The organism is Methanobacterium lacus (assembly GCF_000191585.1).
Taxonomy (GTDB): Archaea; Methanobacteriota; Methanobacteria; order Methanobacteriales; family Methanobacteriaceae; genus Methanobacterium_B; species Methanobacterium_B lacus.
In genome coordinates, this window is sequence record NC_015216.1 from 2,518,825 (window position 1) to 2,534,369 (window position 15,545).

At 37.6% G+C, this 15,545-nt stretch carries 14 protein-coding genes; 6 read left to right on the top strand and 8 right to left on the bottom strand.

Annotation, left to right across the window (positions count from 1 at the left end):
- Positions 1-48: 48 nt before the first annotated feature.
- Genes METBO_RS12265 through METBO_RS12280 form a run of 4 tightly spaced genes read right to left on the bottom strand, consistent with a single transcriptional unit; the run spans position 49 to position 4,651 of the window.
- Complete coding sequence (locus METBO_RS12265; protein WP_013646040.1) at positions 49-753, bottom strand: ABC transporter substrate-binding protein; 705 nt, start codon at positions 751-753, stop codon at positions 49-51.
- 58 nt (positions 754-811) lie between these two features.
- Positions 812-3,127 (bottom strand): FAD-dependent oxidoreductase, encoded by a 2,316-nt coding sequence (locus METBO_RS12270; RefSeq protein WP_013646041.1) that lies wholly within the window; start codon positions 3,125-3,127, stop codon positions 812-814.
- Entirely contained in the window at positions 3,124-4,044 is a 921-nt protein-coding gene (locus tag METBO_RS12275) for a CoB--CoM heterodisulfide reductase iron-sulfur subunit B family protein (protein WP_013646042.1), read from the bottom strand. The genes METBO_RS12270 and METBO_RS12275 overlap by 4 nt, the downstream gene beginning before the upstream one ends.
- Positions 4,037-4,651 carry a 4Fe-4S dicluster domain-containing protein gene (locus METBO_RS12280; protein ID WP_013646043.1) on the bottom strand — a complete coding sequence of 205 codons (615 nt, stop codon included), beginning with the start codon at positions 4,649-4,651 and terminating at the stop codon, positions 4,037-4,039. Before METBO_RS12280 ends, METBO_RS12275 begins: the two co-directional genes overlap by 8 nt.
- A 549-nt stretch (positions 4,652-5,200) precedes the next feature.
- Between METBO_RS12280 and METBO_RS12285 the strand changes: the two genes are divergently transcribed.
- The 6 genes from METBO_RS12285 to METBO_RS12310 all read left to right on the top strand — a co-directional run bounded on the left by METBO_RS12285 (position 5,201) and on the right by METBO_RS12310 (position 12,402).
- A complete protein-coding gene (locus METBO_RS12285) occupies positions 5,201-6,274 on the top strand; it encodes an ABC transporter substrate-binding protein (protein WP_013646044.1) in 1,074 nt (357 codons plus the stop codon).
- A 305-nt stretch (positions 6,275-6,579) separates the two neighbouring features.
- Positions 6,580-6,984 (top strand): hypothetical protein, encoded by a 405-nt coding sequence (locus METBO_RS12290; RefSeq protein ID WP_013646045.1) that lies wholly within the window; start codon positions 6,580-6,582, stop codon positions 6,982-6,984.
- Between the two features lie 11 nt (positions 6,985-6,995).
- Positions 6,996-8,048 (top strand): radical SAM protein, encoded by a 1,053-nt coding sequence (locus METBO_RS12295; protein WP_048186473.1) that lies wholly within the window; start codon positions 6,996-6,998, stop codon positions 8,046-8,048.
- A 129-nt stretch (positions 8,049-8,177) separates the two neighbouring features.
- The gene (locus METBO_RS12300) at positions 8,178-8,930 is read left to right on the top strand and encodes a HesA/MoeB/ThiF family protein (RefSeq protein WP_013646047.1); all 753 of its coding nucleotides are present in this window, start codon (positions 8,178-8,180) and stop codon (positions 8,928-8,930) included.
- A 278-nt stretch (positions 8,931-9,208) separates the two neighbouring features.
- Positions 9,209-10,537 carry a type I glutamate--ammonia ligase gene (gene glnA, locus METBO_RS12305; RefSeq protein WP_013646048.1) on the top strand — a complete coding sequence of 443 codons (1,329 nt, stop codon included), beginning with the start codon at positions 9,209-9,211 and terminating at the stop codon, positions 10,535-10,537.
- Positions 10,538-10,707: 170 nt separating this feature from the next.
- Positions 10,708-12,402 carry a DUF128 domain-containing protein gene (locus METBO_RS12310; RefSeq protein ID WP_013646049.1) on the top strand — a complete coding sequence of 565 codons (1,695 nt, stop codon included), beginning with the start codon at positions 10,708-10,710 and terminating at the stop codon, positions 12,400-12,402.
- 117 nt (positions 12,403-12,519) lie between these two features.
- Here the strand turns inward: METBO_RS12310 and tsaA are convergent, their stop codons facing one another.
- From tsaA to METBO_RS12330, 4 genes are read right to left on the bottom strand one after another with little or no spacing between them, the layout of a single operon-like run.
- The gene (gene tsaA, locus METBO_RS12315; protein WP_013646050.1) at positions 12,520-13,014 is read right to left on the bottom strand and encodes a tRNA (N6-threonylcarbamoyladenosine(37)-N6)-methyltransferase TrmO; all 495 of its coding nucleotides are present in this window, start codon (positions 13,012-13,014) and stop codon (positions 12,520-12,522) included.
- 53 nt (positions 13,015-13,067) lie between these two features.
- Complete coding sequence (locus tag METBO_RS12320; protein WP_013646051.1) at positions 13,068-13,631, bottom strand: FmdE family protein; 564 nt, start codon at positions 13,629-13,631, stop codon at positions 13,068-13,070.
- Between the two features lie 39 nt (positions 13,632-13,670).
- Positions 13,671-14,465 (bottom strand): ABC transporter ATP-binding protein, encoded by a 795-nt coding sequence (locus METBO_RS12325; protein ID WP_013646052.1) that lies wholly within the window; start codon positions 14,463-14,465, stop codon positions 13,671-13,673.
- Positions 14,466-14,489: 24 nt separating this feature from the next.
- A complete protein-coding gene (locus tag METBO_RS12330; protein WP_013646053.1) occupies positions 14,490-15,539 on the bottom strand; it encodes a FecCD family ABC transporter permease in 1,050 nt (349 codons plus the stop codon).
- Between the last annotated feature and the right edge of the window lie 6 nt (positions 15,540-15,545).

Below are 15,545 nucleotides of genomic sequence, written 5' to 3' on the forward strand. Positions count from 1 at the left end.
TGGTTAATCAAAGCAAAAAAATTAGATTTTCAATTATTCACTTTATTATCAGCCTCGATTGACAGCTTTCAACAGTCCGTTCTCTTCCACCACAAAAAGGATCACTTCGCCGTTAACAGGGCACGGTTTTGTGAGTTTGCTGTCATTTACGATGACACCCTTTGTAACTAATCGTCCATCAATGGTGTAAACAGCATCAACCCCAGAATTTAGTACTGTTTCAACAGTGTTTGAACCTTTGAGTTTATTATTTTTCACAAGCAAAAATCTTCCATCATTTTTTGTATGTGCGAGACCTATTCCTGCCATTGCCCCAATAACTCCATCTTCAGTTCCTCCAAGACCTTCTAGTCTGATGCCCAAATTCTTTGCCAGTCCCCTTGCAAGTTGCTGGTTGAGAATTTTATACTTTGCATCGTTACCAAATGCTGTGAGGGCAGGTTTAATCTGATCTTCATGGGCAACAGCAAGTCCTGGGTCGCTTCCATCTATGAAATCAGCCATCATCTCAAATTTAACAGCTTCAAAAAGTTCATCGTTGTATTTTACGTCAATATCATCATCTGTTTCAATATGAATGACTGAACAGGTGTTGTGGGATGTGTAGGGAATTTCAGGATGTTTGTAAAGCTGATGTCTTGTAACACCGTATACAGGATAATTTTTCGAAAGTTCGTTGGCTATTGTTCGAGACAACTTACCAGTTCCTCGAGATTCCAAATTGTCAGTATCGTCTAAACACACGTATATCATTTTGATATCATTCCTCATTTTTTAAAAATATGTCTCTGAAAACACATTAATCATATAATTATTCAATTTTTTCCAATATCTTGGAAAATTCCTTTAATTTATCTGCCAAGCCCTTGTAGTGGGGCAGATAAGCTGGATAAAAGTAAATTCTAGAAGGATCAATTCCTTCTTCTGAAGCTCCTTGCATGAGTTCTTGAACTTTTTTAGTTAACATTTCATCCATAGTTTCGTCTGAAGCATTTGCTGTTCCATCTCCTAAGAATATTCCCTTAGCACCTTTTTTAAATCCGTATAGTAGGTGTTTAACTTCTAACCTTAAAATTGATGGGACTTTGATTATGCGGACATCTGTGGGGTAGTTCAATCTGTTGGATCCCATGTTATCTGCAGCAACATATGCTATTTTTTCATCTAGAAATGTTAAGATGCTCCGATTCCCCATTTTAAGGGCGCCATCTATTCTTGCCTGTATTACTTGATCTGAATAGAGTGGAAGGGAAAGAGCTTTTGTTTCACATAGGGATACACAGTAGCCACATCCTGTGCACGCTACTGGATCTACTTCAACCATTTTATCTAAGTAAATTGCTTTGGCTGGACATTGTTCTAAACAACTTAAACATTGATTACACCTATCTTGATCAAGCACTGCAAAGTTAGGTTCGACCTCTATGAATTCCTGTGTTAACATCTCAGAAACTCTTGAAGCTGCAGATCTGGACATGTTAATTGTTTCAGTTATGTCCATTGCACCTTTAGCTGTTCCTGACACAAATATTCCCGGCACAGTTGTCTGTGTTGGGTCCATCTTAGAATTTTTTTCCTTCACAAATTTTTCATTGGTCAAACCTACCCCAGTGGCTTCTTGGACACCAGCTATGGTGTCTGAAGGCATGAGTGCAGATGATAAAACTATCATATCCGCCTCTATATCTGTTACTCCGCCACCCAACGTATCTTCAACTCTCGCCACTAAGGCATCATTATTTACTTTTTTAACCTGGGCAACCTTCCCTCTTATGAATCTTAATGATTTTTCACCCTTCTTTTGTGTTTCGAAGTAGTAATTTTCGTAAGTTCCGGGAGTTCGCATATCTGTGTAGCAGATATAAATGTCAGTTCCCTTGTTATGATTCACGATGTAATTTGCGTGTTTTAATGCCGTCATGCAGCATATTGTTGAACATTGGGGGATCGATCCCTGCTTCCTGTCCCTTGAACCCACACATTGTATCATGACTATGTTCCGGGGTTTTTTCCCTGTTAAAGGTGAAATTAGTTTCCCAGATGTTGGACCATTTACAGCAAGCAGCCTTGCAAGTTCCATCTGTGTAATGACTCCTTGGATCCGTTTGTATCCAAATTCTTCCATTTGCTCTGGATTTAGTTCTGTGTATCCTGTTGCCAGTACAATTGCACCTACCTCCAGTACTATGTTCTTTGTTTTGGATTCAAGATTTATGGCATCTACTGGACAGGCTTCAACGCATTTTCCACATTTGATGCATGCATCGGGATCAATGGAAAATGAAGAGGGTAAAGCTCCTGCAAATGGTTTGTAAGCAGCATTTCTAAGTGTTAAATTGAAATTAAATTCATCTGGAACATTTATACTACAGATTTCAGCACATCGCCCACATGATGTGCATCTGTCACCATCAATCATCTTTGGATCGGTTTGGAGGGTAACTGAGAAATTTCCCATGTGTCCACTTACTCCAGAAACCTCCGCCATGGAAATCACATCTATATTGTGATTTTCTCCCACTTCACTTATCAACGGTCCCAATGAACACATGGCACATTCTTCACTCAGGGTGTCTGCTGAAAAAACTTTACCTATTTTGACCATGTTACCACCTATGCTGGCCGATTTTTCGACTAAATGTACATGTATACCCTGTTTTGCCAGGGACAATGCTGCTGTTATTCCGGAAATACCTCCACCAACCACGAGTGCAGATTTTATGACTGGAATTTGAATTTTAGCAAGGCCAACTGAATTTTTAACTGCGTTGATTGATGAGTTTACTATATCAATGGCCTTAACTGTTGGATCAGGATCCTTACTAACCCATGCACACTGTTCTCTAATGTTTGCAACGTCCACCAAATACTGATTCATATTAGCCCTTTCAGCACAGCTTCTGAACCGTTTTTCATGCATTTTTGGACTACAAGCAGCAATAACAATTCCCCCAGGTTTTTCGGATTTTATCTTCGTCACAATATGTTCCATGCCTTCGTTGGAGCATAGGTAAGTAGCTTCATCAATGAACTGTACATCTTCGCAGACAGATCTTTTTAGTTTATCAAGGTCTATCTTGCTTGAAATGTTGTCTCCACAGCAACATAGGAAAACTCCTGGTTTCACTTATCATCCCTCCCTAATTCTAGTTTTTTGATAAATGGTTCCAGATCCACTGCATGCATATCCAAACCTATGTTTTCTGGTTCTACTCCCATTAACAATGCCAGAAGTTCGGCTATGTTTAGTACAGGTATGCTGCATTCCATTTTCAATTCTTCGAGGACATTTTCTTGTAAGTAATCCATGTTAAATGTGCATCCTGGACATTGGGTAACTATGATATCAGGCATAACCTCTGCAAGACTCTGAAATTTTTTTCTGAAGGTTTTTTTGGAGTACTCCTTATCTGCCATGTAGCGATGTAAACCCCCACCACAGCAAAGGAATTGTTCATCGTAGTCCACCACTTCAAACCCTACACCTTTCAATATTTCATCTAAAACTGTTGGATGTTCAAATGTGCCAGAACTAACGTCTTTAAAAAAGAATTTAGAGTATTGACAACCATGGTGTGTGGCCACTCTGATATTTGAAGAGAATTCCTGGGTTAATCCTGCGATATCATCCTTATATTCCAAAAATAGGTCGGATATATGATTCACATCAGATTTTATGTCGTATTTTAGGCCAATTTCATCCATGATCTTTTCATAATTATTTTCAAGTTTGTTATCTTTGGAAATGAGTTTTTGACAGTGCTTAAGATTTGTGTAGGACAAGGGACAAATACAAACGACATCAGAATCAGTTTCTCCTGCCAAAGATAGGTTTCGGGCATTGAGTGCCATGTTAGTTTCCATAGGCACCACACCCAGGTTTACTCCTGATCCTGTGCATGAAGACTGTCTTGGATCGTTTATAAAATTTAATTCAAGGGAATCAAGGACGTAACGGGTTGATATTTCTATTCCCGGATATATGGAACCTGCTGTACAACTTTTAAACAGGTAATGACTCGGAGTTTTAGTACTCTCATCCATGGTTTGTCTCCTTGAATCCTGTTGATCTTAAAATGTACCTCACTCCATCGAGTGAATCTTCAGGGATTGGAATTTCACGGGCATCTTCGGGCATAAACCCGAGTTTTTCACGTTTTTTATGGTTATCAGAACATCTTTCTGCAGTTTTTTCCCCAAATTCTTCTTTCAAATTTAAGTTATAACTTTCGGGGGTAATTGTCTCTCCCCTGGAGTAAAGATTGTTTCTTATTTTTTTGGCTATTTCAACTATGTTTTTTGGTGCTTTACCATCTACATAGGATTTATGTTGTAGTGCGACTACTCCTAATCCTGCTTTACAATTTCTAGGACATCTTGATCTGCAGGAGTAACATTGGCCACACTTCCATATGATTTCATTGACATGATCCGAGTTGAGATCTTCGAACATGAACCTGCGCATCATGTCCCTTGGATTGAAATCTTTGTGGATAACTGTTGATGGGCAGCTTCCAGTACATCTTCCACACTGTATGCACTTTTTAAATCCACTCTTTTTGAATCTTAAATCCTTGATGGATCCCGATCTTCCCTCGAGTGTTATCCTTCTTACAGAGGTTTTTTCTGAAATTTTGCAATTATTCCCCATTTTATTGTATCCATATTTTTCATAAGATTATTTTTGATCCTAATTCTAATTTGATGTTATTAAAAATAGTGTTGGTTAACAAAAAAATAAAAAGAGTTAAGGATGTGGTTTATTTCTTGGTTGCGTAGTTCAGGGTGTAACTGGCTGCACTGTTTCCTGCTTTGTCATTCAAAGCACTGTTTGGTATGTAAACTGTGTACTTACCCTAAACTTTTAATTTTGCCCCTCCTTTTTTAACAATTGTTAAGTAAGACATAAAAAAATATAGCAAATTGCATATATATACATATCGGATGTATTCCTAAGATTTAAATCCTAATATTTGGAAGTTTAATCAAATAAATAAATTATTGATCCATAATTCAACGAAATATTTAGATAAAAATCGTTTAAATATTAATATAATGAATTATATGGCTTTATAATCTATTAAGTTGGAATAGAAACATTTATAATAGCGATTTTTTTGGGTGTCAGCCCCATAACCACTAACTATATTAGATCATGTCGTAAAGCAGAACTTATTCTAGTTAAAGTTCGGTGTTAACAATGAAAGATCAGAAAATAATTATAATCTCTTTAATAGCAATCTTAGCAGTGGTTGGTTTGATTTGGACGTATGTAAACCTGCAAGATACATCCCCAAATAACGGCCAAATTACTGATATGGCAGGCAGAACTGTTTCAGTGCCATCTGAGATCAATAAAACCTATTCCACTGCAGGATCAGTTACAATACTGCTTTACATGCTGGCCCCTGATACCATGATTGGTTGGAACTCTCAAAATGGTACCAACAATTACATGCCAGACAAATATAAAACTCTACCAGTATTAGGTGGTGGACAGGGACAGGGAGAAGGAACAGCTAACTATGAAGGTGTTATTTCCAAAGGGCCCGATATTGTGTTTGTTGGACATGGAGGAGATAACGATACCATAAACAAGATCCAACAGAAGTTTGGAGAAATTCCAGCGTTAGATATTGAAGGAGATAACAATTTAACAAATATTATTCCATCTATTAAATTTATGGGAACTGCACTTGGAAATCAAAACCAGGCAAATGATTTAATCAATTTTTACACAACTGTGCTGGATCAGGTCAACAGCACTGTTTCAACCATACCTGATTCTGAGAAGAAAAAGGTTTATTATGCCAGAAGCAGCGATGGACTAACAACATTTGCTGCAGGTTCCCCTCAAACACAATTGATTGCCATAAGTGGAGGTAAGAGTGTTGTACAGGCACCTGTTGCCAGTGGAGGCATGGCAGTTTCCATGGAAATGGTCATCAGTTGGAATCCTGATGTTATCATCACTAGCAGCAGTGAATTTTACAATTCAGTTTATAATAATCAGTTATGGCAGAATATCACAGCTGTTAAAAATAAACAAGTCTATTTAACACCTCAAGATCCATTCAACTGGTTTGAAAGCCCACCGGGAGCTAACACCATAATTGGGATCCCATGGACAGCTAAAGTCCTTTATCCAGACAAATTCCAGGATCTGGACTTGAATAATCTCACACAAACATTTTATTCCAAGTTTTATCACTACAACTTGACTGAAGAACAAGTGTCGAATATACTTAGTTCATCGGGTTTGGGGAAGAATTGAAATAATCGATACGTTTAAATATGCTCATCGAACATACAATGGAATGTTATAAATCGACTGAAATGTTTTAAGTAGGACGCCATAGACAACTGAGATTAGGGGAATACCTCCAAATTTCCCTAATTTCCTTCATCTATTAATTCTGATTCTATTTTTTTTAAATTAAAAATTAAACAAATTCTACTGAATAAACAGTGTTGATCAACTCTCACACATGATTTTTTTAGTTTTCATGAAAAAATTTATTCAAAGCAAACCAGAAATAACTCTGTACTAGAGAACAGATAATTCATGGAGGTTTAAAATTGAAGATACGTGGAGATTTTGTGACAAACAGCAGTTCAACTAGTTTCATTTTGACTGCCAAGGAAGATATTTTTGATGTGAACATCGAACACTTCACAAAAACTGGGAAAATAGGTGTTGTTCAACTTCTTAACTTCCTTAAGAATGAAATGAAAAATGAAGGTAAACAGGCAAAAATAGGGGACAATGAATTTTATTTCACTCAAAAGAAATTTTTGATAGGAAAATCTATCAAACTAAATGAAAACATTGATCCAGATGAAATTGCATCTACAGACTTCAGTAAGTTGTCAGATGAGGAACTATGGAACCTAATCAATTGGATAGTTGTCAAGGGCAAAGGCAAGGATCTCTATGGCATAGGTGCAACACAGATCATTGACCCTAAATGTGAATGCGATTAAAAAGGGAGTTCATGATGAGAAAACATTTCAGTGGTTACAATTTCCTGGCAGATCCCGAAACAGGAGTTACATTTAGATGGGGAAATAGTTTCAATGAAGACCCTTACATGGCACCATGGCCAGAACTGGTGGACATATCCATTTCAAATTACTGTACAAACGATTGCGACTATTGTTACAGACAGAGCAGTGAAACAGGAAGTTTTATGTCCATAGAAGACTTCCAAACTTGTCTTGAACAACTCAACAATACAAAATTCGGGAGCGTATTCCAGATAGCCCTTGGAGGCGGAGAACCACTTCTCCATCCCGATTTCAGCAAAATGTTGAGATTGACAAGGGAATACAACATCATTCCCAACTACACAACCAGTGGAAAATTTTTCACAGAAGAAAATCTTAAAACAACCCGTGAATGCTGTGGTGCAATTGCAGTATCTTGGGATCCCACTAGGAACCTTACACTGGACGAACTTAAAGAGCTGGGAAAATTACTTAAGGCCAATGATATATCGTCCAACATACACTACGTAGTATCGAATAGTACCATTGAAACAGCCATAAAAATTTTAAAGGGAGATTTACAGGAATATCTGTTAAATTTTAACTCTGTGATATTTTTGACCTACAAGCCCACTGGAAGGGCATCGAATTCCGATATACTGCAACAAGGCCCAGAACTAACAGATTTTCTAAACCTCGTTGACAAATCCCCCACCGATTTAAAAATCGGATTTGATGCTTGCTTCGTTCCTGTCCTGATCAAGCACACTGCAATTGATACAGACTTTGTAGACAGCTGTGAATGTGGATTTTTCTCACTCTACATCGATGAAAACTTAAATGTAAGCCCCTGCTCATTTTGCAACGATGCAAGTTACGGCTACAACTTGAATAAAATTAGTATTGAAGACATTTGGCAGGAAAAACTTTTTGATTACAGGGAATTTGTCGCGGAAAACACCAAAGCCAGCTGTGAAGATTGTGATAAAAATTCTGAATGTAGGGGCAGGTGTCCGTTTTTTAAGGAACTCTTCCTATGTTACGATGCTGAAGAAATCTAGTATCGACGGATGTAATTAGCTTAACAAAAAATTATGGTGTTTACTTCTTGAGGCACATATTTTGAAAAAATTATCAATTGTAAACAGTTAACTAAAAGTTGTGAATAACTGTTCTGTAGGTGTTTGTAAATGTCAAATGATTACGATGAAAATATATACTGGGAAATGATCAACAGGCAGAAGGGAATTTTAAACAAAAAAGAGCAGTTAAAACTTAAAGATTCAGTAGTAACTGTGATTGGGTGTGGCGGTATTGGAGGTGCAGTAATTGAAATGCTTGCAAGGATGGGAGTAAATCATCTTAGAATAGTTGATAAAGACGTATTTGATTACTCCAATATCAACAGACAGCTCATGAGCAGTATAGATCATGTCGGACATCCAAAGACAGATGTAACCAAAGAAACTATCCAGTCCATTAATCCCTTTGTTGACATCGATGTTTTTAACACTGAGTTAAATGAATCAAACGTTGAAGAAATAGTAGATGGCAGTAGTATCGTGGTGGATGCTCTTGACAACCTAAAAACAAGAATTATAACCAGCAGAAAAGCCATGGAACTTGGGGTGCCTTTTGTGCATGGTGCCATTCATGGTACAATGGGACAAGTCACAACCTTCACCAATGAAACTCCCAATTACGAAGAAACATTTAGATTGAATTCTTTTGGTAAAGAATTGACTGAAGATGTTTTTAATGAAGTTTCAAAATTGGCTAAAGAGGTTCCGCCTGTTATTGGGCCAGTTCCAAACATAGTTGGATGTTTACAGTCATTTGAAGTTGTGAAGATATTGACTGGAAAGGGAAATATTATCATGGCACCTGAAGTATTAATATTCGATCTTTTAAAGAAAGAATCATTTTCAGTAGTTGAATTTTAATTAACTCCTGCTTTTACTCTTTTTATTGGTTAAATTTGATTAGTTGATGTGTACAAATCAGTTTCTGTCAATTAAAAAGTAGTTTTATCAAAAAATCGTTGATGGGTAGGGTTAAGCATTTCAACATTGATCCTTGGATATAATCATCAATGTACAGCAAAAACCAATGGAATCACTACATTAGATCACTGAATTATCTTCAAAACATTTATATATTATTAAAAGGAAACTACTTTCCGGTATAAAGATCATGAATATTCTCATGGAGGTAATTGATCATGGAAGACAAAATAGGAAAGGTTATTGAAAACATTGAAAGATGCGGCACAAAATTTATTAGACTGCAGTTCGTGGACATACATGGAACTCCAAAAAACATGGCAGTCCCAATATCAAAACCAGAAGACATTGAAGACATACTCAAGGATGGATTACTGTTTGACGGTTCATCAGTAGATGGATTTGTTGACATAAATGCTAGTGACTTGATTATTAAACCAGACCCTGACACATTCTCCACACTACCATGGAGACCAGAAGAAAAGGGTGTATGCAGGTTTATATGCGATATCTACTGGCCAGATATGACTCCTTTTGAAGGAGACCCGAGGTACATTCTCAAAAAGGCTCTTGCAAAAATTGAAGACAAAGGTTACGAGTACAACGTTGGCCCAGAACCTGAATTTTTCATTATAGGTGAAGATGCAGAAGGTCATATAGTACCTCACGACAATGGTATCTACTTCGATGTTGAACCAGTTGACCAGGGAACTGATGTTAGAAGAGAACTAGTTTTAGGATTAGAGGAACTTAACTTTGAAGTTGAAGTAAGCCACCACGAAGTGGGACCAGGTCAGCACGAAATTGACTTCAAATTTGACCATGCTATGAAAACAGCAGATGCTGTCATAACCTTCAAACAGGCTATAAAAGCCATAGTAGACAACCTAGGTTACATGGTCACTTTCATGCCAAAACCATTCTTCGGTGTAAACGGAAGCGGTATGCACGTCCACCAGAGTTTATTCAAAAACGGAAAAAACATCTTCTACGACCCAGATGGACAAGATCAGTTATCTGAAGAAGCAAGATATTTCATAGGAGGATTACTCAAACACTCCAAAGCACTATCTGCAATTGTTGCACCTACTGTCAACTCCTACAAAAGGTTAGTACCAGGATACGAAGCACCATGCTACATAGCATACGGTCTTAAAAACAGGTCAACATTAGTCAGAATCCCAGCCTCCCGTGGAAACGGTACAAGGGTTGAATTCCGATGCCCAGACCCATCCTGTAACCCATACCTAGCATTTGCAGCAATGCTAGAATCTGGAATGGACGGTCTCAACAACAAAATCGATCCAGGTGAAGCAACAGAAATCGATGTGTTCGGATTAGATGCAGCAGGACTTGAAAGAGAAGGAATTGAAACACTACCATCCAGCCTCTGGGAAGCATACCATGCCCTAGAACAGGATGATGTTGTTAAATCATCCCTCGGTGACCATGTGTACAAACAGTTTATGGACATCAAGAAAAAAGAATGGGACGACTACAGGATACAGGTATTCCCATACGAACTCGAAAAGTACTTGATGATTTAATTCTTTCTTTCCTTTTTTATTTTTAAAATTCGGTAATAAAAAAACTGAATTTGTTAAAAAATTATTAACATAAGCTTTTTAAATATTCCATTCAATAGATTTGCATTGAAGGATTTAGACTTATAAATTCAAAGTAATAACTTAAAAAAAGTGTTTTTATTGGTGAACAAATGCCGCAAGAGACTGATCGTAAAATGATGGAAATTCTGCGTATTTTGGCAGACCGGGATGAAGTGCTGGGAGCCAAAACCATAGCAGAAGAACTCAAAAAGAAAGGTTACGACCTTGGAGAAAGGGCAGTGCGATATCACATGCGAATTTTGGATGAAAAAGGATTTACTGAACGTATAGGATACGCAGGAAGACAAATAACTAATAAAGGACATAAAGAACTAGATAAAGGACTGATCTACGACCAAGTAGACTTCATCTTCTCCAAGTTTGAGGATATGATCCATCAAACAACACTGAACCCCTCAGATGGAACTGGAAAAGTCATAGTCAACACATCCTCATTCAAATATGAAAAAGACATAATTGACCTGCTTAAATCTGTATTTGAAAGGGGAGTGGCCGTGAGTAACTATGTGAAGTTCCATAATACCCCTGTTGAAGGAGAGGAATTAAAGTTTGATACTGTTTGTGGTACAACCATCGATGGTATGCTGCTTGGAAAGGGGATACCAGTCATACCCAAGTATGGAGGTATTGTAAAGGTCAATGATTATGTTCCAACTAGGTTCACCGAGTTAATATCCTACAAAAAGACTTCAATGACTCCGCTTGAGGCGTTTACAGATAAAAACATGACATCTGTTTTGAAAGTAATAGAAAATGGAAACGGAACCATACCTGCAAATTTTAGGCTTATACCGAAAAGTGCCAGGGCCAGTGCAGCTTCATTGTTCAAGGATCTCGAAAAAATTGGGATTCATGGACTTTTAAAGATGGGTAAAGAAGGAGAATCTGTTCTCGGTATACCAGTCGATGATAACATGGTTGGAATAGCTGTTACCGGCGGAATTTCACCATTATGCGCTGCTAAAGAAGCAGGATACGATGTGAATATTAAACTAGCTGAGAACAACGTGGAATTTAAAGGAATGGAAAATTTTGTGGATTCCACTTCTATTTTAAAAATTACAGGTCCAGAAAAGGCAGATAAAGTCAAGTTTTTACTATCTAAAACTTGGAATTTGATCTACCAAGTAGATTTTGATGTTGAAACTCATGCAGGAAATGTCATAACCAATGTTTCTTACATCAGAAAACAGGATCTTGATGATGCCATGGACATCTTTGAAGAAGTAATGAAAGTTGGACCCAAGTTCTGCACAAGTAAATATTTCGCCACAGTTCCTGGTAACGAAAAGGATAAAGTAGGAATAGCCACAGTATGCAGCCTGACCATAGATGGGATACTCACAAAACATGGGGTGTCAACCACACCACAGTACGGAGGAATCTTAGAAACCAATTCCAAACAGCCACGTTTCATTGAATTAACAGCATACAACGGCTCATCATTGGATCCCCATGAAATATATATAGCCAAGAACATGACCTCAGTTAATGAAGCAATTAAGGGAGGGGGCCGAGTTCTAGCTAGTTTAAGAGAAATTCCATATGTTTCACGTCAGGATGCTGTGGAAGTGCTTGAAGAAGTGCAGGATGCTGGATTTTCGATACTTAAAATAGGCAAACCAAGTGAACTTGTTTACAATGCCAAAGTTGAACGTTACCATGTTGGAATTGTAGCCCCTGGAGGATTAAACCCCATTGCTGCGTTGAAAGAGCATGGCATGGATGTTGAACCTAAGGCAGTTGAAACCATGATGAAGGTTTCTGATATGGAAGAATTCTAATCCAGCAAAATCAGGAACCGAATATTTGGTTTAAAAACTCATTTTATTAAAATTGAAAAAAAGAATTGAAGAATAATTGGTAATTTAATAATTAAATCCCAATTAAATTATTTCTTCTTAATCATCAATGAATCGCCTGTCAGATCTTTTATCAGATGCTTCTTGATGCTTGTCTTCAAACCAGCCTATTGACACTTCATCAGCTTCGTGTTTATCGAAGTGTGGAATGTAGGGTTTAATATCCAGTAATGGAGTTCCATCCACCACATCAACATCTTGTACATGGAGAGTTGATCCTTCTATATTTTCAAGGCGGACTACGGATATTCCTATTTGATTTGGTCGCTTAGGTGATCTTGTGGCGAAAATTCCACGTTTTTCTGTGTCTAAAAATGGTTTAACCTCTAAAAGGTGACCGTTGCACAGGTGTAAATGATAGATGAGTATTATATGTGAAAACCCGTCAAGATCCTTTAATCCATCTTCATATTCCTTTTCAAGTTCAATTTGACCCTTCACTCCCCTTGCACCAATTGGTTGTATTGGCATTCCTTCAAGATCTTTGAATGGTGTGTGTATGGTACCTATGGTTTTAAATTCAATAGTTTTCATTTTGTATCAACATTTAAATTTGTAGGTCTATCTTTAATAAGTTTGTTTCAGACTTAAAGTAGGGTGTAGTATGATCCTGTGTAACAGGAAGTACAGTAGGCATAGCCTCCTTTAATATGATGTTTTCCATCCATAACTGTTTCACCACATTCCTTGCATTTCATAATTTCTAAGGGTTTTCCTGGAAGATCATTTTTATCTATCTTCACACTCACCCTTTGAACATCAAACAACTCTTCTCCAGGTGTGCCGTCGATCCTTTCTATTAATTCTTCGATTGTTTCATCATCGGCTCTTTCATCCTTGTTGTTTGCTTCTCTGTCCACTAACCTTAAGGCTTCACCAGTTTCTATGTTTACAAATGTTGCTGCAAATTTACCATAACCCATTGGTTTGAGGGATTTTTTACCGAGTGATGTCTGTGTAACTGACATTATGGCATCTGATATGCATCGATCGATTTCAGTGTACACTATCAACCTTTTATCCTTCTCCCCAGGCTTCATTTGCATTTTTTCCATTCCATGAATGGCGAGCTTAGTACCCATAACTATTCCCCCACATATATCCCCATGAAATTTACCTGCCATCTCTAGTAACCCTCTGTATTCACTCATTTTTAAGCACCTCTTTTAAACACGTTTTATTAATCAATATTATTTGTTATAATCAGTTAATATCTCAATAGGCACGCATATCTTCCTATTAGGACTTATTTCCATTATTTTTACATGAATTCCATATACTCTTTCCATATTTTCGGTGGTTATGATGTTGTTTGGTGTATCAATACCCAGAAATCCCTGATCTTTCATAAGTGCAACTTTGTTGGCGGATATGAATGCATGATCCGGATAATGTGAAGTCATAACAATTGCTATTCCCTCTTGTGATAATTTTGAGATTATGTTCAAAGTTTTTAATTGGTTACCAAAATCCAGATGAGATGTTGGTTCGTCCAAAAGCAGTATTTGAGGTTGTTGCGCTATTACCCTTGCAAAAAATACCAGCTGTTGCTCACCTCCACTTAAAGAAGTGTAAGGTTTGTTCTTTAAATGATAAATTCCAAACTTTTTAAGGGCTTCCTCTGTTATTAACCTATCTTTCTTTCCAGGTGAATCTAAATAGTCCAAGTGTGGTGTTCTTCCCATTAATACAACATCAAATACTGAAAATGCGAATGTTGAAACATGGCCCTGTGGAATGTATCCAATGTTGCGTGCTATTGTACGCTGATCCATGGTTTTAATGTTTTCACCGTTGATATAAACAGCACCATCTTTAAGTTCATGCAGTTTGTTCATGCATTTCATTAACGTGGTTTTACCACACCCATTAGATCCCAGTATGCAGATCACGTCCCCCCTATCAACAGTTAAATTTACACCCTCAAAGATATTATCGGAATTTTCATAAGCAAAAGTGGCATTTTTAACTTCTAAGATAGTCACTACTTCCACCCCCTCCCAAATAATTTATGTCCATTGATTGTACCCCCTTCTTAAGAGATATAAAAAGAATGGAGCACCAATAATTGCCGTTAAAATCCCAATTGGAACCTCAATTGAAAGTACTGTTCGCGAGATGTTGTCTATTAGAAGCAGGAACGTTGCCCCCAGACATATGGTTGCTGGTAAAAGCCTCTTATGATCCGGGCCCACAAGCATCCTACTGATATGAGGAATTATAAGTCCCACCCAACCAATTATACCACTTATAGATACTGCTGCTGCTGTAATTAATGTACAACAGACTATTATGATGAACCTCAACTTATTAGTCTCCACCCCAAGGGATTTAGATTCTTCATCCCCCATTGCAAGAACATTCAATCTCCACCTTAAAATGAGCAAAATACTTATTCCAACAATTATGGGTATTGAAACCATGAGAACTTGGGCATTGGTCACCGAAGCCAAACTCCCCATTAACCAGTACACTATCTGGGGCAGTTTTGAGTATGGATCAGCTGTGTACTTGCAAAGAGATATTAAGGCAGTAAAAAATGAAGCTATTGCCATACCACTCAACACCATCACAAGTATTTCCGAATTCCTGATTGATCTTGCGACGAAGTAAGTGATAGAAACAGCAATAAGGCCCCATGCAAATGCTGACATTTGGATGATTAATGGAATACCTATCAATAGTATAGCTATCGCCGCTCCAAAACCTGCTCCGGAAGAAACGCCCAAAATATCCGGGGAAACAAGAGGATTTTTAAAGGTGCCCTGAAAGGCAGCTCCAGCCACAGCAAGTGCTGCCCCCACCAAAATGGCTGCCATTATCCTAGGTAGGCGTATGTCCCACACAATAGTTGCTGCAGTGGCCGACACATGAATTGATGGTATAAATTTAGCAATGATCGTCGTGACAACTTCCAATGGACTCAATGGATATCTTCCTATCATGAAAGATACAAAAAACAGAATTATTGGAAGGGTAATTAAAATAAAATTTAAAAACCACTTCTTTCCTTCACTGTCAGAAAAAAATCTTTGTACGCTGTTACCCTCTGTTGACATATTTTT